The sequence below is a fragment of the Desulfomicrobium macestii genome, assembly GCF_014873765.1.
Taxonomy (GTDB): Bacteria; Desulfobacterota; Desulfovibrionia; order Desulfovibrionales; family Desulfomicrobiaceae; genus Desulfomicrobium; species Desulfomicrobium macestii.
The window spans coordinates 83731-108126 of record NZ_JADBGG010000009.1 but is presented as its reverse complement, the minus strand read 5'-3'; the positions used below and the strand labels follow the sequence as shown (position 1 = coordinate 108126).

Here is a 24396-nt window from a genome sequence, read left to right as displayed (position 1 = left end):
AAAGCTATTTCCCGCGAACGAAATCAAGCGCGCCGACTCCCGGCACGTCCAGACGGACATTCACGCCCTCGATCACGCCTTCGACCACAGCCCCGTCACGGGTGTGCACGTTGAGCGCACCCTCGCGCACGACCCATGAAAACGGCAGGACCTCCCCCTCGATCTCCCATTTGCCGCTGCCGTCCTCGGCCAGCGTCATGACCGCGTTCACCGGCCCGCTTGGGCCCGTGTGCGACGCCTCGTAGCGTCCGGCAAGATCGGGCCGGGAGGAACATGACAGACACAGCAGCAGAAGCAGAAGCGGCAATAATTTGATCACAGCCCAAGTTCCTCCGGTTTGAGCATGAAGAGCCGGTCCAGATGGATCAGCCGGTCATAAAAATAAACATGGGCGGCCATGGCCAGCCAGGCCAGATCCCTGAGCACAGTCCACCAGGAAATGGGTTCGCCCACGGTCTGGAAGCAGCCGCAACCGATGGGCGTATCCTGAATCAGGGCCACCAGCACCGCCACGGTGAACATGGCCAGCATCCCGCCGATCAGCAAAGTCGCCGCCCGTACCCTGACGCCGGCCAGAAGAAAGAGGCCGCAGACCAGTTCCAGCCAGGGCATGAACACGGCCAACGGATTGATCAGCCAATACGGGACGATGAGATAGCCCGCGATGTTGTCCGCGAACTCGGCCGGAAAATTGATCTTGTGCAGACTGGCGTAGATGAAGATCCCGGCCAGATAGAGGCGCAGGATCAGGGCGAGAAGAGGATGGGTCAGGATGAGCTTCAGGCGCGGGATCATGGCATGCCTCCGTCCAGGGCCAGGGGCGGGACGTCCTTGACGATATAGACCCGCTCATGATCCCTGCCCAGAAATTTAGCGGCCACGGTCAGGTCGTAGCGGCGGCTCACGCTGCGCCCGAAAACAACGATGGGCCGCTCGGGGTCCTCGGCGGTCATTTGCATCATGTAGACCAGATCGAAAAGCTGAGCCGGAACATTGACCGCTCTTTGCGCATGCTCGCGCTCAAAGAACTCGCGCGGGCGGGCATCGACAAGAAGCGCATCCTCGTTTTCGATGAGCGCCAACGCCTGCTCCAGGGTCACCAATGGAACCTCGGGCCCGGGAGCTTCGATCAGGGGTATCCCGCGCGGGTTTTGCGCGTTGAACGCCAGCGCCATGCCCAAACTCAGCGCGATGATGAGAAAGAAATCGACCAGACGTACCCGGGTCAGGCTCAACGCCTTGCTGTGCACGATGCCGGCGATGCGTCTGCCCGCGGCCTCCAGCATGCTGATTTGGTCCCTGGCCCGCGTCAGTTCGTCGATGGTGCGGCGCAGCTCCTCGTTCTGCCTGGCCAGATCATCGTTCAGGGCCATGATGGTTCTGAAGGAATCGGCATTCTTGAGATGCAAGACTCCCTGCGAAACAAAGGCCTGCAACAGGCCGTCCTCGGCGGGAACCATCGGGCCGAGACTCTGCCCCAGAAGCAGCACCCCGTACATGTTCTCGCGCAGCATGAAGAGGTAGCCCCGGTCGGGCGTAAAACCCAGCTCGATCCCCGCAGCGCCGCTCATGTCCTCGACAGGTTCGACCTGCAGGGGTTGCAGATGCTTTTCGCGGACACCGGCCAGACACAGGAAAAACAGCCGCTCCACCTTCTGGTCGGTGAGTTCGGGCTTTACCGGCAGGCCGCTGGAAATTTCATGGATTTGTCCCGAGGTGCGGTCGTGCAGCACGAGGAGGCCCTGGGGCCGGGCAAAATGCCCGAGCAGGGTCAAAAGAAAGGTGGACATGACCTCGGCCATGTCCACACGCAGAATTTCTCCAGAGAGGTCGCGCAAGGCGCTCAGATGATAAATCTGGCGGTCGAGGGTGTCGTTTTGCTTGGTCAACTCGGCGTTGAGCAGTTCGACACGGGTGGCATAGAGCGAGAACCGAAGGCTGGTCTGGAACAGGGTGCCAAGGCCCGCCACAAGCTGCCTGTCGTTTTCGTCATAGGGGCGGCCTGCCAGGCTTTCTTCCAGACCGAGCACTCCATCCCTACCGTCATCGAGAGGGCAGACCAGGAGCAACTCGCATTTTCCGGGGCAGAGTTCGCCCTGCAGGGAGGGCACGAAAAAAGAGGATTTGCGCTCTTCGCCGAGGGCGTCCAGATGTTCGCGCAGCACCCGCGCATATTCCGGAGTCAGGCTTTTGGAGAGGCTGGAGCGGGTCATGAGCTGAAACCCGTCCTGTCCCAGAACGGCCGCAAAACCGCCCCGGGCGCCAATTCCACCCTGGGCCGAGAGCAGAAAAGCTTCCAGTATCCTGTGCGGATAACGCGCCCCGCTCAGCTCCGCGGCCGTATCGAACAGAATCTGAAACTGGTATCTGGCGCGATCGGCATCGCTTTCGGTTTGAGGCGTCATCTGCCGCTCCGCGATCAGTCGAGCAGTGTCTTTATGTGCTGGTAGAGCGCGTCAATGTCCTGAACCACGCCGAGGTGGTCGTAAACCACGCTCCCGTCCGGCCTGCAGACGATTGTGTAGGGAGTGAGCGGCTCGCCCAGCACCTTGTGCAGCACGTAGTCGGGGTCGCTCAGGACCGGAAAAAGGTACTGGCCGGTGCCCAGCAACTGCTTGACCTCGGCGTCCGTTCCTCCGGCGGCCAGCCCGAACATGGCCACTCGCCCCTTGAGCTTGCCCCTGTTCAGGCGGTTGAAAAGGGTCTTGAAACCCGGGGACTGCTTGACGCACTGCGGACAATACACGCCTATGACCTCTATGAAAATGAGATCGGCGCCAAGATCCGCAAGAGTGAAGGTCGTTTTCCCCTGCACGCCGAGCATCTCCTGTCCGGCCGGATCGAAGGGAACGGGCAGAATCAGTTCGGGCATGGCGTCGCCGGTGGCGGGCGGCGCGGCCATGACAGGCTGGGCCACGCAAAAGAGAAAGAGACAAAATGCGATACGAGTGAAAACCGTCATGAACACTCCTTGGCCCCGGGCCGAAAAAAAAACCTAGGTACAGGCCTCATCCAGACCGTCGAAAATCTGAACCATGCGGGTCAGCCCCACTATACCGAAAACCTTGCGAAAATTCTCGGAAAGACCGGCCATGACAATCTCGACTCCGTCCTTTTCGCTCTCCAGCACCAGCTGGGTCAAAATGGCGATGCCTGCCCCGTTCACGGAGGTGTTGGGATCGAAATGCAGCACGATGCGCTGCACCCCCGCTTCCTGGGCCTTGGAGTAGGCTTCGCGCAGATACGGTTCGCTGTGGGAACTGACGCTGCCCTGAATCTCAATGACCAGCGCCCGGCCCTGCCGGCTGACGCTGACTTCGTTCTGCCGACTCTTGGCCAGCTTGAGCCGCTCCCTGGCCCGTGCCAGGCCCTGTTCAAGGCTCTGCCGCTGGATGGGCTTGTTTATGAAATCGGCGGCATCCAGATTCAGGGCCTGAATGGCCAGGTCCATGTCGCCATGTCCGGTGATGACGATGACCTCCGTGGCGGGCGACCGTTTCTTGATCTGCTGCAGAACCTCGATTCCGTCCATGCCGGGCATCTTGATGTCGGTCAGGACGATGTCGGGTTTTTCCCTGTCGAAAACTTCCAGCCCCTCTTCTCCGGATTCGGCCGTGAGGATGTCGAATCCGTACACGTCCAGAAAAAGCCGGAACATTTTCAGGGTCGCCTTCTCGTCGTCGATGACCAGGATTTTTTCTTGCGTCATAGGGATATCTCGCTGGGTTGTGCCGATTTTTTGTCCACTCGGCCTGCATTGTGCTCAAGCGCCGGATGGCTCTCGGCGCTCGGGAAACTCAAAATGAATGTTGTCCCCTGACCCGGTTGACTGTCAATAGTAATGGTTCCGCCATAATCGCGAACAATCCCGTATGTTATGGCCAGGCCGAGCCCCATGCCCTTTCCGGTCTGTTTGGTGGTGAAAAAGGGCTCGAAGATCTTGTTGCGCACCGAATCAGCTATGCCGGGGCCGTTGTCGGCGAAGGATGCGAAAACCCGGCCTTCCATGGCGTAGGTGCGCACCAGGATGTCTCCCCACATGCCGGGTTCACTCTCCATTTTTTCCTGAATGGCGTCCCGCGCGTTGTTGAGCAGATTGAAAAAGACCTGCTGCAGCCGGTTGTTGTGTCCCTTGATGTACGGCAGATTCTCGCCCAGTTCCAGGCGGATGGTGATGCGCTGGATGGAGAACTGACGGCCGATGATGGACAGCACGCCGCGGATGGGCTCGTTCATGTCCACCCGTTCCATGACCAGGCCCGACTTTTTGCCGAAGGCGCGCAGATTGTTGATGATGTCCGTGGCCCGGTCCACCTGCTGGCTGATCTCCGTAGCCATGTCCCGGATCTGGGTTTCGGTCACCTCGCGGTTCTGCTCAATGAGCAGATTGAGATACTCGCTGCCCATCTTGATGGCGTTGAGCGGCTGGTTGATCTCGTGGGCGATGCCCGCGCTCATTTCGCCAAGGGTCTTCATCTTGGCCGCCTGCACGAGCTGCGCGTCCTTCTCCATCATCTCGGTGATGTCGGTCACGGCCACGATCATGGCATGGGTGCCGCCGTAACTGATGGGACAGGCGTGCATGTTGACGTAAAAGGGCCGCTCGCCCTTCTTGTAATGGAGCACCTTGGGATAATAGACGCAGCCGCTGTTCGTGTTCGCCTCATTGAGAGAGGTCAGACATTCCCGAACCTGGTCGTGACCGAGCACCATGAAGGACACGCCCAGCAATTCGCCCTTGGAATATTCGTAGAGTTCCTCGGCCCTGGGGTTGGCGTCGAGGATCAGGTCCGTGTTGCAGTCCACGACAAAAATGGGATCGGGACCCGAGTCGAACAGGGACCGGTATTTCATCTCCGATTCCTGGAGGCGCTTGCGGTAGAGCCGGATGGACCAGACCATGCTCATGAACGAATCGGCCAGCTGGATGACCTCGTCTCCTCCGCGCTTGCGGTAGAAGAGGCAGGTCGAGCAGACCTGACCGGTCTTGCCCTCGGACTTGCGGGACTTGCGTCCCTGTTCGTCAAAATGCCAGCAGGGCATGTTGGTGTCCTTGTAGGCCGGACAGTTGGTCACCGCCCAGTCCAGGCCCTCGCCAAGATCCAGATGCACATCGAAATTCCCTCGGCTGAGCTCGTCCGAAATGTTCGTCAGGCGCGAAATCGGGCTGGTTATATATCGCGAAATACGATGGCTAACATAGAAGATAATGATGATGACCGCCGAGATGAATCCCAGGAACATGAAGCGCAGCTTGGCCACCAGCTTGTCGATGTGTTCCTTGCTCAATCCCACGTGCACCGTTCCGATGCGGTACAGGCCCTCGTTCATGGACACCGCGATGTCGTAGGAGGTCTGCGCGCCCACCGCGACAAGGCGCACGCTGTGCATGTTCCCCTCGAGGACAGGGTTGGCGGTGCTCAAGGGACCGGGAAAAGGCACGGTGAAGGTGTGGGAGAGGACCTTTTCACTGCGATCGAGCACATATATGTAATTGATCATGTGCTGGCGCTCCCGCAATCGGGCCTCCTCGAAGATGAGACTCAGGAGCTCCGAGTAGTTCTTGTCGAGGACAAACCCGCCGCCGCGCTCGGCAATGGAGTGGGCCACGGCGATGCCGCGCAGCTCAAGCTCCTTGGTCAATCCGGAGATGAGAATCCAGCGGGCCAGGAGCGCGATGGTCACGCTGATCAAGAGGATGACGGCCAGGATGGAGATGAAAATCTTGTTTTTGAGCGATATGCGCGCGTAGGGTTTCATTGGCCCTCCTCCCGGCGCAGCTGCGCCCAGTCATCAAGGAGGATGAAACGGCCCTCCTTGAGGCGGGTGAAGTAGACCTTGTCCATGCCCTGATGATCCTGAGGGCCGAACGTCAGTCCGACATCACCGCCCAGAGAAAAGTTTGTCATGGCGGTGATGGCCTCAAGAAAGGATTTGCGGCTCAAATTTCGTCCTGCCCGCCGAAGCCCCTCCACAAGCACCTTGGCGTTGATGTAGCCCTCGAAACCCACGAAATTGGGTTCCTCGCCCGGAAAATACTTTTCCAGCAGCCGGACGAATTCCTGGGCGCTTTCGGCCACGGTTCCGTCACTGCTGACGGGCGGGGGCACGACCTGGGACATGACCACGTCCAAACGATCCGTGTCCGACTGCAGAAGGTTGCGCGACAACTCCTTGGCGCCCACGAAGGAGACCATGTAAAAAATGGGCGAGTAGTCATTTTCCAGGGATTTGCGGATGAAATTCGCGCACGGGTCCGAAGTGCCGATCATGACCACGGCCTCGGCGCCGGATTCGCGGATGCGCTCAAGGCCTTCGCTTATGTCATGCGTGCCGCGCACGTAACTTCCTCTGGCCACGGGTTCCAGCCCGAAGCGTTTGAGCGCCAGTTCCGTGCCGGTCAGTCCGTCGAAGCCGAAGGCGTCATATTGATAAAAAACCGCGATGCGGGTCAGCTTGAGATCCTTGACCAGGTGCTCCACGGCGGCGTTGGTTTCCTGATAGTACGAGGCGCGCACATTTATGAGGTAAGGCATGAACGGCTCGCGCAGCGCATTGGCCCCGGTGAACATGCCCAGGAGCGGAACCTGGGCCTCTTCCACCAGGGGCAGGATCTTGACCGTGGTCGGGGTGCCCACATAGCAGAACAGCCCGAAGACCTGGTCCTCGATGAGAAAACGCTGGGTGTTGTCCAGACATTTCGGAGGATCGTAGGAATCGTCGCGGGTGATGACCCGGATGGCCCGACCGTGCACTCCGCCCTGTTCGTTGACGTACTGCAAATAGCTCATGGCTCCGCGCAACGTTTCCTGACCCAGATAACCGGCGTGCCCCTGCAATGCCAGGGAAGACCCGAAGGTGACTTCGGTGTCGGTCACTCCGAGCCCTGCCGGAGCAAGAGGAATCTGGACTTCGGCGTCCTGGCAGGATGCCAGCCACAACGCAAACACCACCAAGAGAAGTACCCGCAAACCTCCGCGCACATCAGCCTCCATTGGGAAATCGTTGCATGCCCAAATGACGAGTAGCTGAAAAAGACATCCTGCGCCACTTAAACTCGGACCCTTGCCCTCCCGGAGCAAGGGCTGTATCTTGTGCAAAAATGTGAGTTTGCCCCCTATGGGAAGCGCGTATTATGTCTTTCATGACAGAATACAACCTAGACATATATTCTCTAAATAAGATGTTTGGAAAAAAGCACAGAAACGCTATTACCCACAATTTTGCACAGGATTTTTTATAAATGAATTTTCAAAAATTTGAAAATATTGTAAAAAATGAAAATTCAGCAAAAAAATTTTTGTTGCAATTTTGCTGGAAAAACCATCAGCGTTTTTGCCCCAAATGCCGCAGCCGGAAACTCTATGCCCTGCGGGGAGGAAAGCGGCGCTGCTCCCGCTGTTCGTACACCTTCCATGACTTCAGCCAGCGCTTCATAAACAACGGCAATCTTGTTGCCCAGCAATGGCTGCGCCTCATCAAGCTCTTCGAACTGGAGGTGCCGACGGGCCGCATGGCGGAGCAACTTGGCGTCACCTACAACACCGCCTACAAGGCCGTGACCACCCTGCGCATGGCCATACTGACCCACTCGCTGGACGCACGCCTGATCATCCGCTCCATCGAAGGGCTCGATTTCTCGAAATCCGGCAAGTTCCACATGGACATGAGCACCAGAAGCGGGACGCGCATGCCTGTGTTCGGCATCGTGGAGCGAGGCCCGCACGTTTTCGCCGACCTCATTCCCGAGCTTGACGGCGACAGCATCATCCATTTCAAGATGAACTTTCATCTGAAGACCGCCAGCCTGGGCAAGATCATCTACACCGACCGCTTCAAACAATACGCCGCTCTTCTGGTCGGAGGAAGCCACCTGTCCGCGCTCTACAACATCCGCCACAACGACAAGGGACTTTTCATCGACTCGTCCAAAGGCTTCTGGTCCTTTTCCAAGGACTGGTTCCGGCGTCTCAAGGGCATCTCGCCCAGAAATTTCCCGCTTTACATCAAGGAACTTGAATTCCGCTACAATCACAGAAACGACGACATCTTCCCCATCCTGGCGGAATATCTCTGCGCCATGGTGCCAGACTTTGAGGATTAAAGATCTCCTTGCATATTCTTCTTTTTTTCATGCATAGCGTTGAACATGAAAAAATCGGAAAACGTATCGAAAACCCCCATAGCTTTCTCGCAAAAATCAGAGTCATCCGGAATGCAAGGTATGTTGCCTTTTTCCGGCCTCGGCTTTGACCTGCGTCCGGTCCTGACCAGACGCATCAGCGTGAAACTCATTGGACGCGAAGAGGCTCGGCCTGCTGAGTCAGCGCAGGTTGATTTCGTTCTCCCGTCGGGCCGTTGGCTGCAATTGCGCCTCGGCCAAGAAATTCGTGGAAGGTAAACACCAGAAACATTGTCAGGAGGATCTGCATGAAACTGGGAAGAAGAGAATTCGTCAAACTCACGGCCGCGGCTACAGCGGTCACGGCCTTTGGAGGCCTGGGGTTTGACCTGGCACCCACCAAGGCCCACGCACAGCTCCTTAGCTTGCGCAAAGGCAAGGAAACCACCTCGGTCTGCTGTTACTGTTCGGTAGGCTGCGGGCTCATCGTCACCACCGACGAGAAAACCAAACGCGCCATCAACATCGAAGGCGACCCGGATCATCCCATCAATGAAGGCGCTCTCTGCGCCAAAGGCGCGGCCATCTATCAGCTGGCCGAAAACCCCCAGCGCATCACCAAGGTCCAGTACCGGGCTCCCGGCAGCGACAAATGGCAAGAGAAGAGCTGGGACTGGGCCCTCACGGAAATCGCCAAGCGAGTCAAAAAAGTCCGTGACGATTCCTTCACCACCAAAAACGCCAAGGGCGAAGTCGTCAACCGTACCGAAGGGCTCGCCTCCGTCGGTTCGGCCGCCTTGGACAACGAGGAGTGCTGGATCTACCAGGCTTTCCTGCGTAGCCTCGGCCTGACGTACATAGAGCACCAAGCACGTATTTGACACAGCGCAACTGTTGCGGCTCTGGCAGAGTCGTTCGGACGCGGCGCGATGACCAACCACTGGATCGACTTCAAGAACAGTGATTGCATTTTGATAATGGGCAGCAACGCTGCCGAAAACCACCCTATCTGTTGGAAATGGGTCACCAGGGCGCAGGAAGCAGGCGCGACGGTAATTCACGTCGATCCCCGCTACACCCGCACCTCCTCCAAGGCGGACATGTACGTTCCCCTGCGTTCAGGCTCCGATATCGGCGTCCTGGGCGGCATGATCAAGTACATCCTGGACAATGACCTGACTCAGAAGGAATACGTTCTCCATTATACCAACGCTCCTTTCATCGTCTCCAAGGACTTTGACTTCAAAGACGGCCTGTTCTCCGGTTTCGACGAAGCCGGGCGCAAGTACGACAAGAAGTCCTGGAGCTTCGAAATGGACGAGAACGGCGTACCCAAGCGGGACATGACCCTGAAGGATCCCCGCTGCGTGTACCAGATCCTGAAAAAACACTACGATCGTTACGACTCCAAGAAAGTTTCCTCCATTTCCGGTTCACCCGAAGACCAGCTGCTGGCCTTCTACAAGGCCTACACCGCCACGGGCAAACCGGACAAGGCCGGCACCATCCTTTATGCCATGGGCTGGACCCAGCACACCGTCGGCGTGCAGAACATCCGCGCCATGAGCATCATCCAGCTGCTGCTGGGCAACATGGGCGTGGCCGGCGGCGGCGTGAACGCGCTGCGCGGCGAATCCAACGTTCAGGGCTCCACGGACCAGGCCCTGCTCTTCCACATCATCCCCGGTTACATGGCGACCCCTCGCTCCAACTGGGCGACCCTGGAAGACTACAACAAGGCCAACACTCCGGTCAGCAAGGACCCCAAGAGCGTCAACTGGTGGCAGCACAAACCCAAGTACTTCGCCAGCCTGCTCAAGTCCTTCTACAAGGAAGCCGACCTGCCCACAGCCTACAACTGGATGCCCAAGCTCGATGCCGGGCAGAACGCCTCCTGGCTGGTGCTCTTCGACAAGATGCTCAAAGGCCAGTTCAAGGGCTTCTTCTCCTGGGGCATGAACCCTGCCGCCAGCGGTGCGGACTCCAACAAGACCCGCGAAGCCCTGTCCAAGCTGGACTGGATGGTCAACGTCAACATGTTCGAGAACGAGACCGGCTCCTTCTGGAAGGGCCCGGGCGTCGATCCCAAGAAGGTCAAGACCGAAGTCTTCTTCCTGCCCTGCGCGGTCTCCGTCGAGAAGGAAGGTTCCATCACCAACTCAGGCCGCTGGATGCAGTGGCGCTACGCAGGCCCGAGCCCCATGGGCGAATCGAAGCCGGACGGCGACATCATCTATGAACTCGCTCTCAAGATTCGCGAACTGTACAAAAAGGACAAGGGCGCGTTCCCGGATCCGATCCTCGGCCTCAACGTCGACGACTGGGGCGATGGCCATGTCTTCGATCCGCACAAGGTCGCCAAGCTGATCAACGGCTACTACCTCAAGGACACAGTCCTCAAGGCTCCAGACGGCACGGAAACGGTCATGAAAGCCGGCACCCAGGTGGCATCTTTCGCTCACCTGAAAGACGACGGATCGACCTGTTCCGGCAACTGGATCTACACAGCGTCCTACACCGAGAAAGGCAACATGTCCGCACGCCGCGACAAGACCCAGACTCCGGAACAGGCCAAGGTCGGCCTCTATCCCAACTGGACCTGGTCCTGGCCGGTCAACCGCCGCGTCATCTACAACCGGGCTTCCGTCGACATGACCGGCAAACCCTGGGCACCGCAGAAGCCTGTCCTGGCATGGGACGAAGCGGGCAAGAAATGGCTCATCGACGTGGTCGACGGCGGCGGCGCTCCCGGAGCCAAGCATCCCTTCATCATGCGCAAGCATGGCGTGGGACAGATCTACGGTCCGGGCCTGAACGACGGTCCGCTGCCTGAATACTACGAACCGCTGGAATGCCCGGTCACCGAGCATCCCTTCTCCACGCAGCTCAACAGCCCCACGGCTCTCATGTTTGCCGAGGACGCTCACAAGCGCACCACCTGCGACCCGCGCTTCCCGTTCGTGTGTACGTCCTACCGCGTCACCGAGCACTGGCAGACGGGCGTACTGACCCGCTGGCTGCCCTGGCTCACGGAAGCTCAGCCGCAGATGTTCTGCGAAATGAGCGAGGAACTGGCGGAACTCAAGGGGATCAAGAACGGCGAAAAGGTCATCCTGGAGAACCCGCGCGGACAGCTCTGGGCCATCGCCATCGTCACCAAGCGCTTGAAGCCTTTTGACGTCATGGGCAACCCTGTCCATGTCGTGGGTATTCCCTGGCACTACGGTTGGGTCTGGCCCAAGGATGGTGGGGATGCAGCCAACCTGCTGACTCCTGCCGTTGGCGATCCGAACACCGGCATCCCGGAAACCAAGGCCTTCATGGTCAACGTGAAGAAAGCGTAAGGAGCCAATATGTCAGGAAAATCATTCTTCGTCGATCTGACCAAATGTACGGCCTGCCGCGGTTGTCAGATCGCATGCAAGCAGTGGAACAAACTCCCGGCCGAGCAGACCAGAAACCATGGGTCGCATCAGAACCCCATGGATGTTTCGGCCATCACCTACAAGACCGTGCACATGAAGGAAGTCGCCGACGACAAGGGCTTCATGGCCGCCTGGCTCTTCTTTCCCGAGCAGTGCCGCCATTGCACCGAACCGCCTTGCAAAATGACCGCCGACGCCTATGACGACACGGCCATTCTGCAGGACGAAGTCACCGGTGCCATCACCTTCACGGAAAAAACCAAGGATTTGCCGGATTTCGATGAAATCCGCGAAGCCTGCCCCTACAACATCCCGCGTCAGGATGCGGCCACCAAGGTTATGACCAAGTGCACCATGTGCCTGGACAGGGTCCAGAATGGCCTCAAACCCGCCTGCGTGCAGGCCTGTCCGACCGGGACAATGAACTTTGGGGATCGGGACGAGATGTTGGCTTTGGCTGAAAAACGCCTGGCCGAGGTGCAGAAGAAATTCCCTGACGCGGTGTTGGGCGACGCCGATTCGACCAGGGTCATCTACCTCTACCAGATGGATCCGCAGAAGTTTCACGACTTCGCGGTGGCCGCAGCCACCACGCCTGGGCTCATGAACCGCAAGGCCATGTTCGCCAAGCTCTTCGGCTCGACTTCCAGAAGCAAGGCCTAGTCCATCAGGCCCTCCTCCATCGGCCGGCCGGGAAGACGGCTTCCCGGCCTCTCTAAAAAAACAAAGGCCCGCGCTTCGGACATCCGAAAACGCGGGCCTTTTTTCGCCAAAAACACGACCTCAGAGCGGATACGGCGTCAAACTGCGCACCCCTTTCTCGGTAACCAGCAGGGTCTGTTCGAACTGGGCCGAAAGGGACCCGTCGGCCGTGACCACGGTCCAGCCGTCATCAAGCCTGTTTATGGCCAGGCCGCCCTGGTTGATCATGGGCTCGATGGTGAAGACCATGCCCGGAACGAGCACGACGCCAAGGCCGGGACGCCCGGTATGATTGACCTGCGGCTGTTCATGAAAGGCATGCCCCACGCCGTGCCCGACCAGTTCACGCACCACGGAATACCCCGAACCTTCCGCATGGCTCTGGATGGCATGCCCCACATCCCCGAGCGTCGCACCCGGACGGACGGCCGCGATGCCCCGGGCCAGGCACTGGGCCGTCACCTCCACCAGTCTTGCGGCCTCGGCGGAAACCTTGCCGACGAAAAACGTGCGGTTGGCGTCGGCGAACCAGCCATCCTTGATGCTGGTCACATCGACGTTGACGATATCACCCTCGCGCAGTTCGCGCGGCCCGGGGATGCCGTGGCAGATTTCGTCGTTGACCGACACGCAAGTACTCTTGGGAAATCCCCGGTAGCCGAGGGGAGCAGGCACGGCCCCATGCTCCAGAGTGAAGTCATGGACCAGGGTGTTGAGGGCGTCGGTCGTGATTCCCGGAGCAATATGAGCCCCGATCATGTCCAGCGTGCGCACCACGAGTTCTCCGGCCTTGGCGATGCCGTCCACGGCCGCCTTGTCCTTCAATTTGATGCGATACCTCTTCCAATATTCTTCCGCCACGGAAGCGCTCAGGCTTCGGCGGTTCAATCGTAATTTCGAGTTGCGAAAAAGCATGACGTACCTTTGTTTGATGTTTTTTCATATCACTTGTCCCAGAACGCACCGTTCTGTCCAGTGTCCGCGAACATTGCCTTCCATGAGTCTTTCGGCCATGGTCGCAAAAAAAGGAGGCACCCATGCCAGTTATCAAAATCTCAGGAATGTCATGCGCCCACTGCACGGGCTCCGTGACCAAAATTTTACAGGCAACGCCCGGCATCTCCAACATTTCCGTGACCCTTGACCCCGGTCAGGCCAGCTTCGACGCCGCTCCCGAGGTCAATCTCGATCAGGTCAAGGACGCCATCCGCAAGATCGGCTTTGACCCACAGGACTAGGGCATGTTTCCAACCTTGCGCAAGCTGATCCTGCTCGTTCTGGGCATCCCGTTCGTGATCCTCGGCACCCGCTTCCTGCTGGACGCGGGTCAAAGCGCCCTGGTCCATTTCGCCGCCGAATCCTGGAAACCGATTACGGTCGAGGTCCTTTCCGTGGAGCATTTCTCGGGCGCGGACCAGGCGCTGGGAAACCAGACCGTGGTCCGTTACCAGTACGAATTCGAAGGCCAGGCCCTTGAGGGGCAATTTTCGTGCATCGGCGACGAATGTCCGCAAACGGACCTGCATCTGTCTCTGCGCGCGGCCCAGGACGAAAAACGGCCCGTGGCGGCCCTGGTCAATCCGGACGACCCCGCGCAATCCCTGCTCTACCGGCACCTTTACATGCCCCTCTTCCTGCTCAAGGCAGGGGTCGGACTTTTCTGCTTCCTGACCGGCAGCGTGTCCGTCATCTTCGGCGTCTATCTGCTGAGCGGCGCAGGCGCCGCCAAGGGAGGCAAATGATCCACGTCGTGGCGCACGTCACCCTTAAACGCAAAACTGCTCCGCTCTTTCTGCGCGAATTCCGCGACCTGGCCGTCCTGGTCCGCCAGGAACCGGGCTGCGTGGACTATTTTCCGGCCCAGGATATCGACATGGCCCTTGAGAACCAGCATCTTGGCCCGGATTCGGTCACGGTGCTTGAAAAATGGGCCAGCCGCAAAGCTCTTGAGAGCCACCTGCGCTCCGGCCACATGCGCGGGTTTCAGGAGAGAATAAAAGACATCGTACTCGACACGCGACTGATCATCGTCGAAGAGGTCTAGAAAAAAACAGGGCAAGACAGCCCTGAAGTCAAGGCCGCGCCGCCTGCCCGCGTTCCCGATGGCCGACAACAAGAAAGCCCCTGCCGAAATCATTCGCGCAGGGGCTTTCTTGTTTCATGAGCGGACAGGTTCCATCAGGAGCTATGGGGCTCCCGCGCCAGCTTGAGCAGGGCGTTGATCACGCAGGCCGCGAGGCTTGAGCCGCCCTTGCGGCCAACGATGGTGATATAGGGGATGGCGTCCTGGGCCAGGAGCAACTCCTTGGATTCCGCCGCGTTCACAAACCCGACCGGCATGCCCACGATGAGCCTTGGCGGACGAGCGCCGCGCTCCATCCAGTCCAGGAGGCGATAGAGAGCCGTCGGCGCATTGCCGATGACGAATATGTCCGCCCCGCCATGGGCCATGACCTCGTCCACGGCGGCCCAGGCCCGGGTGACACCCTCGCTTTTGGCGCGCTTGGCCACCGCCGGATCATCGATCAGGCAGCGCACGCTGCATCCGAGAGGCTCAAGCCTCCGGACCGGGATGCCGGACAATGCCATGCGCGTGTCGGTCACGATGTCGGCTCCGGCCAAAAGCGCATCCTTGCCTGCCTGGATGGCGTCGGGATGAAAGCGGATGTGCGAGAGCAGATCAAAATCGGCTGTGGTGTGGATCATGCGGCGGGCGACGGCCCACTGGTCCCCTGCGAAGGGCCGGGGTTCGGGGACCTCTGCGTCGATAATGGCCAGGGAACGGGATTCGATCTCCATGGGGGGGACGGAAACGTACATGAGATATCCTTATGAAGAGGCGCCGGACAAAATGCCAAGGGGTTTCGCGGCGCGGAATCAAAACCTCATTTGGGGGAGTCTTCAAAGACCGTGATCATGAAAAGGCTTTCCTGCTCGAAAAACTCCTGCTCGATGCGGCCGATCAGAGGTTCCACGACATCGAGCACGATTCTGGCGCGCTTGAAGGGCTTGTCCTCGTGACCGACCCTGATTTTGCGCACCATGCGCCCATCGCAGGGGATTTCCCTGATCAGGTCGGACTTGGGCAGCGCGCCGTCGAAGTCGCACACCACCCGCACCGGAAGCGCGGTCTTCAACGTGAACACGTCGGGCAACACGGGACCGTCCAGATAAACGCGCACCCGCTCGGCGGAGCCCATGGATTCAAATTCGACGCGCACTATGCGCTGTTCCTCGAAAAGGAGGCAGGCCTTGCCCGAATTTTTCTCGAACACGGGCACGGAGACATCCGCACCGGGAGTCAGAAGCGCTGAATGAGAAATCCCGGGGTTGAGCTTGGTGAAAACATCCCGGACCTTGGCGTACTCGCCCATGGAGGTCACGCAGCCGTACTTCAGCAACAGCTGGCGGATACTGTCCCCCTCGACGACACGATGCACACGCACCGAATGCTCTTCGGCATGAAGATGCCCCACTGGGCAGGATGCGAAAAGAATCCATAACAACAGATAGAAAAAACGGATTGATCTTGTCATGACCGGCAAACATCCATCATTTTAAAACGTCCGTATTTGACAACCCCGACACTACCCAAGAAAGAAGAAAAAGAAAATCAATTCCATGCCATGATTTTTCACCCTAAGGCCCGCTCTTTTCCGCGCCGCCCCCGTCCCTTCCCTCGATTCGCCCCTGCCGGATCGGCAGGCAGTGAGCGCTTGGACACGGAAACGAATTCTGGTAGTCAAAAAAAGTCGTCTTACGGCGCGCTCGGCGCGAAATCCGACAGAAAATCAAGCATCTCCCGAACGACCCACCAAGGGGAACACGAACTTCATGAGCATCCGCAACAATTCCAGCACACAGGATCCTGAATCCGAACTTGGCGCGTGCAGGCAAGAGCTTCGTGACCTCAAAGGCCGCCACCAGGAGCAAAGCCTTGCCCGGGACCCGCTGCACGAAGACGCGGCAAGGCTGACGCAACTGGTCGCGGAACTGGACAAGGCCAAGCGGCAGGCCGAATCCGCAAGTCGCATGAAGTCCCAGTTTCTGGCCAACTTCAGCCATGAAATCCGTACCCCCATGAACGCCATCATCGGCATGACGGACGTCGTGCTGGGCACGAAGGTCACCCCCGAGCAGCACCGCGCCCTGACCATCGTCAAGAACGCCTCCGAGTCGCTGCTCAATCTCATAAACGGTGTCCTTGATCTCTCCAAGATCGAGGCCGGGCAGTTCGCGCTGGAAATTCGCCCCTTCGATCTGCGCGCCGAGGTCGAAAGAACCGTCAGCACCCTTGGGCTCACGGCCGCAGAAAAAGGACTGGAGCTGATCTGCCGCCTGCCCCCGGACATGCCACGCGAAATGCGCGGCGACCCCATCCGCCTGCGCCAGGTGCTCATGAACCTGCTCGGCAATGCGCTCAAGTTCACCCCCTCGGGCCATGTCTGCTGCTCCTGCGCGGTGGAACCAGACCAGGCAGGCGACTGCGTGGTCCGATTCAGGATCGAGGACACCGGAATCGGCATTGCAAAGGACAAGCAGGCCGGAATCTTCGAGGATTTCACCCAGGTGGACAGCTCCTCCACCCGCGTCTACGGCGGAACCGGCCTTGGGCTGTCCATCTCGCGCAAGCTGGTCCAGCTCATGGGCGGCGACATCTCGGTGCACAGCATCCCCGGACAGGGCAGCACATTCGAATTTCATGCCCGCATGAGCCGGCCCAGCGCCCCGGACACGGCAAACGCCGGAGTCTTCGATCACGCGGCCACTGTCCTGGTCGTGGCCAACAACCCGCTGATCCGAGCCCATGTCGTGGAACTGCTCGCCTTCTGGGGCCTTGATGCCGAAACCACCGACTGCATGGAATGCATGGGCCTTGACGGAAAAAGCGTGGACCTTGCGATCATGGACACGGACTTCGGCGACTTCGCCTGCATGGAACTCACGCTCGCGGGCGGAACCCTGCATGATGTGCCGAGTATCGTGCTGACCCAGATGGGCGACAAATCCATCGCGGCCGGCGAGGGGCAGATACGCGGCGTGCTGACCAAACCCCTGCTCCAGGACGAATTGCTGCGCGCCCTGGCCCAGGTTTTCAACCTGCGCCTGCACCTGCCGGACAATCAGCCTACGGAACGCAGCCTGCCCCGGCTGCGTCCACTCGAAATCCTGCTGGTCGACGACGTGGCCACCAACAGGGAACTGGCCGGACTGCTGCTGGGCAAGATGGGGCACTCGGTACACGAGGCGAGTGACGGCCTGGACGTGCTGACCATGATCAGCAGGCACGCCTACGACCTGATCTTCATGGACCTGCAGATGCCGGTCATGGACGGGTTCACGGCAACGGGCATCATCCGCGCCTGCGAGCAGGGCCTGCCCGCCCCCACGGACATGGACGACAGCTTTCTGGTCCGGGCCGTGCGCGAAAAGGTTCAGGGCACCCATACGCCCATCGTGGCCATGACCGCCCACGCCCTGCTCGAAGACAAGGAGCGCTGCCTGGGCATCGGCATGGACGGCTATCTGACCAAACCCTTGCGACTGGACGAGGTGCACGCGGTGCTCAGCGGCTTCAGCGAAATCCTGGAATTCTCTCCGGCGCATCCCCCGAAGGCACATGAAGACGCTCCGGAAATCCCGTTTCAGCCAGCCCCCGAGGCCAAGCCCGAAACCTCGTTCAAAGCCGCATCCCAAGCCCTGCTTGAATCTTCCCCGGCATCGCTTGCGCCGCTGCCGTTGTCCGAACCGGGCCAAGGCTATATCGAGCGCATGCTGGACTCCCTGAACGCCCAATACGAACTTGATCGCGAAGAGGCCATGCCGCTGATCCAGAGCCTGGCCGAGACGCTGACCGCTCACGACCAGGAGTTGCGAACCTGCCTGGAGGCGGCCGGGCCGGACAAGCTCATGCACCATGCCCATGGCATCAAGGGCCTGCTCATGAACATGGGGCTGACCGAGGAAGGTCTGGCGGCAAAAAAACTGGAGGATTCGGCCCGCGCGGGGTCCGCACCCGAAGATCTGCGCCGGGAGACCGAGAACCTGCTGCTGACGACCGAAAACATTCTTGCGGAACTCCGCATCGCCCTTGGCGGCGAAAACACCTGAAGGAGGCTTCATGAACACCCTGACCTGGCACGGCCACTCGGCCTTTGCCATCACCAGCCAGAATCTCTCGATTCTGATCGACCCCTGGTTCGACGGCAATCCGTCGGCCAAGGCCACGGCCGAAAGCATAAACGCCGACCTCGTCCTGGTCACCCACGACCACGGCGACCATGTGGGGCAGGCCCTTGAAATCTGCAAGCGCACCGGTGCCACGCTGGGCTGCATCGTGGAGCTTGCCGCCAAGCTCAAAAGCCAGGGCCTGCCGGACAGCCAGATCCTGAACGGCATCGGTTTCAACATCGGCGGCACCGTGACCCACCAGGGTATCGCGGTGACCATGGTCCAGGCCACCCACTCCTGCGAATCGGGCGTACCGACGGGCTTCATCATCCGCCTGCCGGACGGCTACACCATCTACCATTCCGGCGACACGGGCATTTTTTCGTCCATGGCCATGTGGGGCAAACTGTACAAGATTGACCTGGCCCTGCTGCCCATCGGCGGCGTCTTCACCATGGACGGGGCCCAGGCGGCCTATGCGACCATGATGCTCAGATGCAAGAAGGTCATCCCCATGCACTGGGGCACCTTCCCGGCCCTGGCCCAGAATGTGGACGCATTCAAGAAGGAACTGGACAAACTGGACCTGGGCGACGCCCTGATGCAGGTCGAAGTGGGAGTGCCGGTCGGGCTGGTGGACTGACCCGCCCGGCAAGGTCGATCACTTCGAAGAAGGCGCGGAGTTCGGCAGATAAAGACTGAAGCGGGTGATTCCCGGAAGTGGTTCGTACGCCAAGCGTCCTCCCAGATGGTCTTCGGCAAAAACTTTGGCCATGTACAGACCAAGACCGCGATCTTCGCCCTTGGTTGAAACATAGCGCTTGAAAAGCTGCAGGGCCACTTCCGGAGCCATGCTTCCGGTGTTGTCGACATCAAGCCGCAAACCGGACGGCTCCACTTCCCAGCTCACCCGGACCGCCGAGCCTAACGGAGAGGCTTCCAGGGCGTTCACGATCAGATTGGAAAGTACGTGCCGCAAAAGCTTGGCGTCAGTGGAAACACGGATCTCGGGACCATCCGCCAGGAGCTTTCTGCCGCGCGAAACGGGATGCTCACGCAGCTGCTCGACCAGCCTCGTCACAACCCGGAAAACGTCGTGCACGGCAACCTGCACAGCCAATTTGCCGTTCTCCACTGCCGCGACATCATATTGATAAAGCACCTCCTGCAGCATGGTCAGCGCGCTCTGGCGCAGCAGCGGAACATGCCTGTTCAATTCATCATCCTCGTTGTCGGAGAGCATGGAAAGCATGTTTTCCATGCCTCCGGCGGCGTTGATCATGTTATGCAGAAAATTGCGGTTCAAAACCGCAAGGCGCCGCTCATGACTGATATCGACCGCAATGTTGAGACTGTAAATACGATCGTCGTGGATAAAGGGCCTGGACAGAATCTGGACATCGATGGCATGCAGCCCCAAGGAATCCTTCGTCAGTATGTGACACTCCCTGCAATCTTCGATACCTCGCAAGCTTTTCAAAATGGCCTGCACCGCTCCGCAGTGACGGCAATACGCCGAGCAACCGCAACCCGCCTCCATTTCCTGCGCAAAGATGCAGCCCAGGGCTTCACCTGGCCGCAAACCTACGAGACCATTTTGCACGGACGGCTTGGCGGCACGAACAAATGGCGGATTTCCATACACGATCTGTCTGTGCGAATCGGCCAGAAAAATCATGAGGGGCATACGCTCCAACCATTTCACATGATCCAGCTGAACAAGTTGTTCTCTGAGGGCTGCGAGACACGCGGCGGGCAAGCGCTCTGCCGGGGCGAAAAGAGTAGTCATGGCGGTGTTTGTCATTTTCGCATTCTTACATGCTTTTTTATATTTTTCAAATGCAGAGCACATGAACGGCGCAACAAAATATCCTATCAATAAACCGACAACCCATCATGAATCACAATTGAAATGGCCCGGCCGAAAAAATCGGCCGGGCCATTCATCCGGTCAAATCCAATAAACGTTCATTCCCTCGCGGAAAAATCGTTCCGCCTGCCTATAGTGTCGGAGGCACTACCTCGCCGCTTTCGACCATGCGTTCGATCTGGTCCACGTCCTTGTCTCCGCGTCCCGAGAGGTTGACGATGATGATCGCATCAGACGGCAATGTAGGGGCGAGGCGCAGGGCATGGGCCAGGGCGTGGGAGGATTCCAGGGCCGGGATGATGCCCTCGGTACGCGAAAGCAGGAAGAAGGCGTCGAGGGCTTCGTGATCGCTGGCGTGCACGTACTCGGCCCGCCCCAGATCCTTGAGATGCGCGTGCTCGGGGCCGACGCTCGGGTAATCGAGGCCCGCCGAAATGGAATAGACTTCCGCGGGCTCCCCGGCCGGATCTTTCAGCATGTAGGAATTGAACCCGTGCATGACCCCGGGTTCGCCCAGGCAGAGCGTGGCCGCGTGTTCGCCATAGCCAAGCCCCCTGCCGGCGGGCTCGACTCCGACGAGCCTGACTTCCTCGTGGGGAATGAACTCGGAAAAAAGTCCCATGGCGTTGGAACCGCCGCCCACGCAGGCGATGCAGTAATCGGGCAGGCGGCCTTCGGCTTCCAGGATCTGCGCCTTGGCCTCCCGGCCGACGATGGACTGGAATTCGCGCACCATGACCGGATACGGATGCGGCCCCACCGCCGATCCGAGCAGGTAGAATGTATTTTCGGCATCCTGGACCCAGGCCATGAGCGCCTCGTCCACGGCTTCCTTCAGGGTCTTCTGACCGCTCTCGGCGGGAACGACCTTGGCTCCCATCATCTGCATGCGAAAAACGTTGAGCTTCTGACGCTCCACATCCACCGCGCCCATGTGGATGGTGCACTCCATGCCCATGAGAGCCGCCGTTGCCGCGGTGGCCACACCGTGCTGACCCGCGCCGGTTTCGGCGATGATCTTCTTCTTGCCCATGCGCTTGGCGAGCAGAATCTGGCCAATGGTGTTGTTGACCTTGTGCGCACCCAGATGATTCAGGTCCTCACGCTTGAGATAGATCTTCGCGCCGCCGCAGCGCTCGGTAAGGTTAGCGCAAAAATAGAGCGGATTGGGACGGCCGGTGAACTGCTTCTGGTAGTACTCGTATTCCTTGATGAAATCCGGGTCGTTGCGATAGCGTTCAAAAGCCTCGGCCAGTTCATTGAGGATGTCCTTGATCGGTTCGGGAACGAACTGTCCGCCGTAGGTGCCAAAAAAACCGTCGGCTGTGGGCATGGTCATGAGGAGTCTCCTTGGGGTTCGAATAAAAAAAAACCGCGGTCAGTCTGCACTGCCGCGGTTGGTATTTTGCTTATCCTTTGACGGATTTCAGGCCAAGACGCATCCCACGGCATGTATTTCATGCCGCCACCAAAGAAGGGAAACGCTGCTGGCCTTGGTATTCATGGAGAAAATGACTGCCCGTGCACTGAACGTTTGTCAAGCCATAATCGATCGGATACACAAATGCGTCACGATCACCAAAGGAGCATCCGCATGATCACCAAAAATGAATACGCCGTCTGGCATGAGCTCATCCCGGGCATCAGTGTCAGCACCCTGGTCCATGGAGACAAGACCCTCATGGCCCGTTTTGAACTCAAGGAACACTCATACCTCCCCATCCACTCGCACATGCACGAACAGACCGGCTATCTGGTTTCGGGGCACATGACCATGACCATCGACGGAGAGGAGCACCACTTCGGTCCGGGCGACAGCTGGTGCATCGCCCCGGGAGTCGAGCACGGCGCGGTCATCCACGAAACCTGCCTGGCCATCGAAGTCTTCTCCCCCGTGCGCGAGGACTACATACCCTATCTGCCGAAGGGAAAAACATATTGATGCACGCCGACACATTTTCCCGCACCTTCACCGTGGAAGAGACAGCCTCCGCCTGCGACACGCTGGCCGGCCTGACCGGACTGCCCAAGGCCCGCATCAAGGATTGCATGGCCAAAGGCGGCGTGTGGTGGTCCCGCCCGGGGCGCTCGACCACGCGACTGCGCCGCGCGTCCACTGAAGTGAAACCCGGCGAACGCCTGGAGATCAACTACGATCCAGCGCTCCTGGCCCTGGTCCCGGCCCAGCCGGAACTCATCGCCAAGGCCAAACACTATTCGATCTGGAACAAACCGGCGGCCGTCCTGTCCCAGGGCACCCGCTTCGCGGACCACTGCACCCTGCCCCGTCTGGCCCAGGCCAGCCTTGGGTCCAGAAACGAGCTGCACCCGGTTCATCGCCTGGACCGCGAAGCCCGGGGGATCATGCTCCTGGCCCATGACGGCAAGGCCGCCGCGAAGCTCGGGGAGCTCTTTCGTCAGGGCACGGTAGTCAAGGAATACGCGGCCATCGTGCGCGGCATTCCGGATTGGACGGACCTTGAGGTCAACGAACCCCTGGACGGCAAAGAGGCCCGGTCACGCTTTCACGTCATCCAGAGCGACCCCGCCTCCGACATGACCCTCCTGCTCGCCCGCATCGACACAGGACGCAAACATCAGATTCGCCGCCATCTGCACGGCCTGGGACACCCCGTCATGGGCGATCCCCGCTACGGCCGTGGCAACAAGCTGGTGGAAGGATTGCAACTCGTAGCCAGAAGCCTGGCCTTCACCTGCCCGTTCACCAACACTCCCAAGCAATGGGCCGTGCCGGATCTTCCATTCCCCCTTGTGGACTAATCCCCGTTTGAGACCACGCCCAGACACGATGCAATTTGACATCGCAGCCTTTCCAGCAAAAAAGACCTCACTTGAAAAAAACGTGTTTTCAAGTGAGGTCTGATCTACACTCAATTCTCTGGATTCATGCTGAACATGACCGCATCAACACCATTTCCCGCCACCACCTCAAGGTCCGGGGCGTCATCGTCTTGGGGCGCGTCGGCTGTCTGACTGAGCCAGGCATCGTTTGTTGAATCGTTGCCGGACGTGCCGCCGCAATTTTTCATCCTGCAAGCAACGGTTCAACTCTACGAGGCCAGCGAAGGAGTTCCGGCGGGCCTCAAGGCCATGACGACCCCGGACCGCGTACCGCCCCCCCCCATGCTTCCGCAAGCCAGTTAAAAAAATCCTCTACCAATCAACCGCATCAACACCATTTCCCGTCAGCATCTCAAGGTCCGGGGGCGTCATGGTCTTGAGGCGCGTCGGCTGTCTGACTGAGCCAGGCATCGTTTGTTGAACCGTTGCCGGACGTACCGCCGCAATTTTCCGCCCTGCACGCAACGGTTCAACTCTACGAGGCCAGCGAAGGAGTTCCGGCGGGCCTCAAGGCCATGACGACCCCGGACCGCGTACCGCACGCAACAATCCATCTTTCATGTTCTTCTTCCAGAAAAAAAGTCGTCATCCCCTTCTTCAAGGCAATGACGACTTTTTGTAAAAAACATCCTGACGTATATTCAAAAAAAACCATTTAAAATGAAGAATACTCTATTGGCAGCCCGGCATTGATCCATTCATCAAATCCGCCATCCAGAATATACATGTCTGTAAACCTCAGCTTATCCAAAGCCCTCAAAGCAAGAGGAGCTTGCCTGCCTTTCTGGCAATAAAGAAGAATCTTAGATTCTCTGTCCAATTGAGAGATGATTCTCTTAAAATTTGTGGCATAATAATGAATCGACTTTGCACCTTCGATATGGCCGTCATCGAATTCATTTTTCGACCGTAAATCAATAATTACGAATTTCGGATTATCCTTATTTTCCTCAATCAATTTCTGCGCTTCCAATGGCGGCAACAGATGATCGCTTGCGACGGCAATTCCCGGCAAAACGAAAACGATCCAGAAAACGAGCGCGAGCACTCCATGAAATCTTGAATTACTCATAATTTATCCGTTTGCTAAAGCGTAACTGAGCGTATGTAGCTAAAAATTCGACATAACCATCATCTATGTTTTTTTGCCCCACCACGCAACCGCCAGGCCTTCGAATCAGGAGAAGGGCATCGCGCGGCCTGTAACACGCCTTGACTTGCCGTCCATTTTCATTCAGCAGCCC

The 24396-nt window shown here is 58.8% G+C and carries 25 protein-coding genes and 1 pseudogene; 13 read left to right on the top strand and 13 right to left on the bottom strand.

Annotation, left to right across the window (positions count from 1 at the left end; genetic code table 11):
* Nucleotides 1-4: 4 nt before the first annotated feature.
* Genes H4684_RS07810 through H4684_RS07780 form a run of 7 tightly spaced genes read right to left on the bottom strand, consistent with a single transcriptional unit; the run spans nucleotide 5 to nucleotide 6983 of the window.
* Nucleotides 5-319 (bottom strand): hypothetical protein, encoded by a 315-nt coding sequence (locus tag H4684_RS07810; protein ID WP_192623379.1) that lies wholly within the window; start codon nucleotides 317-319, stop codon nucleotides 5-7.
* A complete protein-coding gene (locus tag H4684_RS07805) occupies nucleotides 316-795 on the bottom strand; it encodes a MauE/DoxX family redox-associated membrane protein (RefSeq protein WP_192623378.1) in 480 nt (159 codons plus the stop codon). Before H4684_RS07805 ends, H4684_RS07810 begins: the two co-directional genes overlap by 4 nt.
* A complete protein-coding gene (locus H4684_RS07800) occupies nucleotides 792-2405 on the bottom strand; it encodes a rhodanese-like domain-containing protein (RefSeq protein ID WP_192623377.1) in 1614 nt (537 codons plus the stop codon). Before H4684_RS07800 ends, H4684_RS07805 begins: the two co-directional genes overlap by 4 nt.
* A gap of 14 nt (nucleotides 2406-2419) precedes the next feature.
* Nucleotides 2420-2962 (bottom strand): TlpA family protein disulfide reductase, encoded by a 543-nt coding sequence (locus H4684_RS07795; RefSeq protein WP_092192463.1) that lies wholly within the window; start codon nucleotides 2960-2962, stop codon nucleotides 2420-2422.
* A gap of 33 nt (nucleotides 2963-2995) precedes the next feature.
* On the bottom strand, nucleotides 2996-3709 hold the full coding sequence (locus H4684_RS07790; protein ID WP_092192465.1) for a response regulator: 714 nt from the start codon (nucleotides 3707-3709) through the stop codon (nucleotides 2996-2998).
* On the bottom strand, nucleotides 3706-5760 hold the full coding sequence (locus H4684_RS07785; RefSeq protein WP_092192467.1) for an ATP-binding protein: 2055 nt from the start codon (nucleotides 5758-5760) through the stop codon (nucleotides 3706-3708). Before H4684_RS07785 ends, H4684_RS07790 begins: the two co-directional genes overlap by 4 nt.
* Entirely contained in the window at nucleotides 5757-6983 is a 1227-nt protein-coding gene (locus H4684_RS07780; RefSeq protein WP_192623376.1) for an ABC transporter substrate-binding protein, read from the bottom strand. The genes H4684_RS07785 and H4684_RS07780 overlap by 4 nt, the downstream gene beginning before the upstream one ends.
* A 260-nt stretch (nucleotides 6984-7243) precedes the next feature.
* Between H4684_RS07780 and H4684_RS21235 the strand changes: the two are divergent.
* The 5 genes and pseudogenes from H4684_RS21235 to H4684_RS07760 all read left to right on the top strand — a co-directional run.
* A pseudogene (locus H4684_RS21235) lies at nucleotides 7244-7351 on the top strand (transposase); the annotation flags it as partial.
* A 162-nt stretch (nucleotides 7352-7513) separates the two neighbouring features.
* Nucleotides 7514-8104, top strand: a complete 591-nt coding sequence (locus tag H4684_RS07775; protein WP_225940324.1) for a transposase — start codon at nucleotides 7514-7516, stop codon at nucleotides 8102-8104.
* A gap of 45 nt (nucleotides 8105-8149) precedes the next feature.
* Entirely contained in the window at nucleotides 8150-8401 is a 252-nt protein-coding gene (locus H4684_RS07770) for a hypothetical protein (protein ID WP_192623374.1), read from the top strand.
* Between the two features lie 29 nt (nucleotides 8402-8430).
* Nucleotides 8431-11466, top strand: a complete 3036-nt coding sequence (fdnG, locus tag H4684_RS07765; RefSeq protein WP_192623373.1) for a formate dehydrogenase-N subunit alpha — start codon at nucleotides 8431-8433, stop codon at nucleotides 11464-11466.
* Between the two features lie 9 nt (nucleotides 11467-11475).
* Nucleotides 11476-12210 (top strand): 4Fe-4S dicluster domain-containing protein, encoded by a 735-nt coding sequence (locus tag H4684_RS07760; protein ID WP_092192475.1) that lies wholly within the window; start codon nucleotides 11476-11478, stop codon nucleotides 12208-12210.
* Nucleotides 12211-12330: 120 nt separating this feature from the next.
* On the opposite strand, the gene map is transcribed toward H4684_RS07760, so the two are convergent.
* Nucleotides 12331-13110 carry a type I methionyl aminopeptidase gene (map, locus tag H4684_RS07755; RefSeq protein WP_244150347.1) on the bottom strand — a complete coding sequence of 260 codons (780 nt, stop codon included), beginning with the start codon at nucleotides 13108-13110 and terminating at the stop codon, nucleotides 12331-12333.
* Between the two features lie 176 nt (nucleotides 13111-13286).
* On the opposite strand from map, the gene H4684_RS07750 reads away from it, so the two are divergent.
* The 3 genes from H4684_RS07750 to H4684_RS07740 are packed head-to-tail and all read left to right on the top strand — an operon-like array spanning nucleotide 13287 to nucleotide 14293.
* On the top strand, nucleotides 13287-13487 hold the full coding sequence (locus H4684_RS07750; protein WP_092192479.1) for a heavy-metal-associated domain-containing protein: 201 nt from the start codon (nucleotides 13287-13289) through the stop codon (nucleotides 13485-13487).
* A gap of 3 nt (nucleotides 13488-13490) precedes the next feature.
* A complete protein-coding gene (locus H4684_RS07745) occupies nucleotides 13491-13991 on the top strand; it encodes a DUF3592 domain-containing protein (protein ID WP_092192481.1) in 501 nt (166 codons plus the stop codon).
* On the top strand, nucleotides 13988-14293 hold the full coding sequence (locus H4684_RS07740) for a putative quinol monooxygenase (RefSeq protein ID WP_092192483.1): 306 nt from the start codon (nucleotides 13988-13990) through the stop codon (nucleotides 14291-14293). Before H4684_RS07745 ends, H4684_RS07740 begins: the two co-directional genes overlap by 4 nt.
* A 134-nt stretch (nucleotides 14294-14427) precedes the next feature.
* Here H4684_RS07740 and H4684_RS07735 read toward each other — a convergent pair whose 3' ends face one another.
* The gene (locus H4684_RS07735) at nucleotides 14428-15069 is read right to left on the bottom strand and encodes a precorrin-8X methylmutase (protein ID WP_192623371.1); all 642 of its coding nucleotides are present in this window, start codon (nucleotides 15067-15069) and stop codon (nucleotides 14428-14430) included.
* Between the two features lie 65 nt (nucleotides 15070-15134).
* On the bottom strand, nucleotides 15135-15785 hold the full coding sequence (locus H4684_RS07730; protein ID WP_192623370.1) for an AMIN domain-containing protein: 651 nt from the start codon (nucleotides 15783-15785) through the stop codon (nucleotides 15135-15137).
* A gap of 298 nt (nucleotides 15786-16083) precedes the next feature.
* On the opposite strand from H4684_RS07730, the gene H4684_RS07725 reads away from it, so the two are divergent.
* Both H4684_RS07725 and H4684_RS07720 read left to right on the top strand, forming a co-directional pair.
* Nucleotides 16084-18360 carry a hybrid sensor histidine kinase/response regulator gene (locus H4684_RS07725; protein ID WP_192623369.1) on the top strand — a complete coding sequence of 759 codons (2277 nt, stop codon included), beginning with the start codon at nucleotides 16084-16086 and terminating at the stop codon, nucleotides 18358-18360.
* A gap of 10 nt (nucleotides 18361-18370) precedes the next feature.
* Nucleotides 18371-19063: a metal-dependent hydrolase gene (locus tag H4684_RS07720; RefSeq protein ID WP_192623368.1), complete on the top strand. Its 693-nt coding sequence runs from the start codon at nucleotides 18371-18373 to the stop codon at nucleotides 19061-19063.
* An 18-nt stretch (nucleotides 19064-19081) separates the two neighbouring features.
* Here the strand turns inward: H4684_RS07720 and H4684_RS07715 are convergent, their stop codons facing one another.
* A complete protein-coding gene (locus tag H4684_RS07715) occupies nucleotides 19082-19636 on the bottom strand; it encodes a sensor histidine kinase (RefSeq protein ID WP_161949139.1) in 555 nt (184 codons plus the stop codon).
* On the opposite strand from H4684_RS07715, the gene H4684_RS07710 reads away from it, so the two are divergent.
* Nucleotides 19625-20302 carry a hypothetical protein gene (locus H4684_RS07710; protein ID WP_192623367.1) on the top strand — a complete coding sequence of 226 codons (678 nt, stop codon included), beginning with the start codon at nucleotides 19625-19627 and terminating at the stop codon, nucleotides 20300-20302. The two genes, H4684_RS07715 and H4684_RS07710, sit on opposite strands and share 12 nt — an antisense overlap.
* 118 nt (nucleotides 20303-20420) lie before the next feature.
* On the opposite strand, the gene trpB is transcribed toward H4684_RS07710, so the two are convergent.
* Complete coding sequence (trpB, locus tag H4684_RS07705) at nucleotides 20421-21629, bottom strand: tryptophan synthase subunit beta (RefSeq protein ID WP_092192495.1); 1209 nt, start codon at nucleotides 21627-21629, stop codon at nucleotides 20421-20423.
* Nucleotides 21630-21884: 255 nt separating this feature from the next.
* Between trpB and H4684_RS07700 the strand changes: the two genes are divergently transcribed.
* Both H4684_RS07700 and H4684_RS07695 read left to right on the top strand, forming a co-directional pair.
* The gene (locus tag H4684_RS07700) at nucleotides 21885-22232 is read left to right on the top strand and encodes a cupin domain-containing protein (protein WP_192623366.1); all 348 of its coding nucleotides are present in this window, start codon (nucleotides 21885-21887) and stop codon (nucleotides 22230-22232) included.
* The gene (locus H4684_RS07695; RefSeq protein ID WP_192623365.1) at nucleotides 22232-23071 is read left to right on the top strand and encodes an RluA family pseudouridine synthase; all 840 of its coding nucleotides are present in this window, start codon (nucleotides 22232-22234) and stop codon (nucleotides 23069-23071) included. Before H4684_RS07700 ends, H4684_RS07695 begins: the two co-directional genes overlap by 1 nt.
* Nucleotides 23072-23807: 736 nt before the next feature.
* Here H4684_RS07695 and H4684_RS07690 read toward each other — a convergent pair.
* Entirely contained in the window at nucleotides 23808-24224 is a 417-nt protein-coding gene (locus tag H4684_RS07690; RefSeq protein WP_192623364.1) for a rhodanese-like domain-containing protein, read from the bottom strand.
* Nucleotides 24225-24396 lie beyond the last annotated feature (172 nt).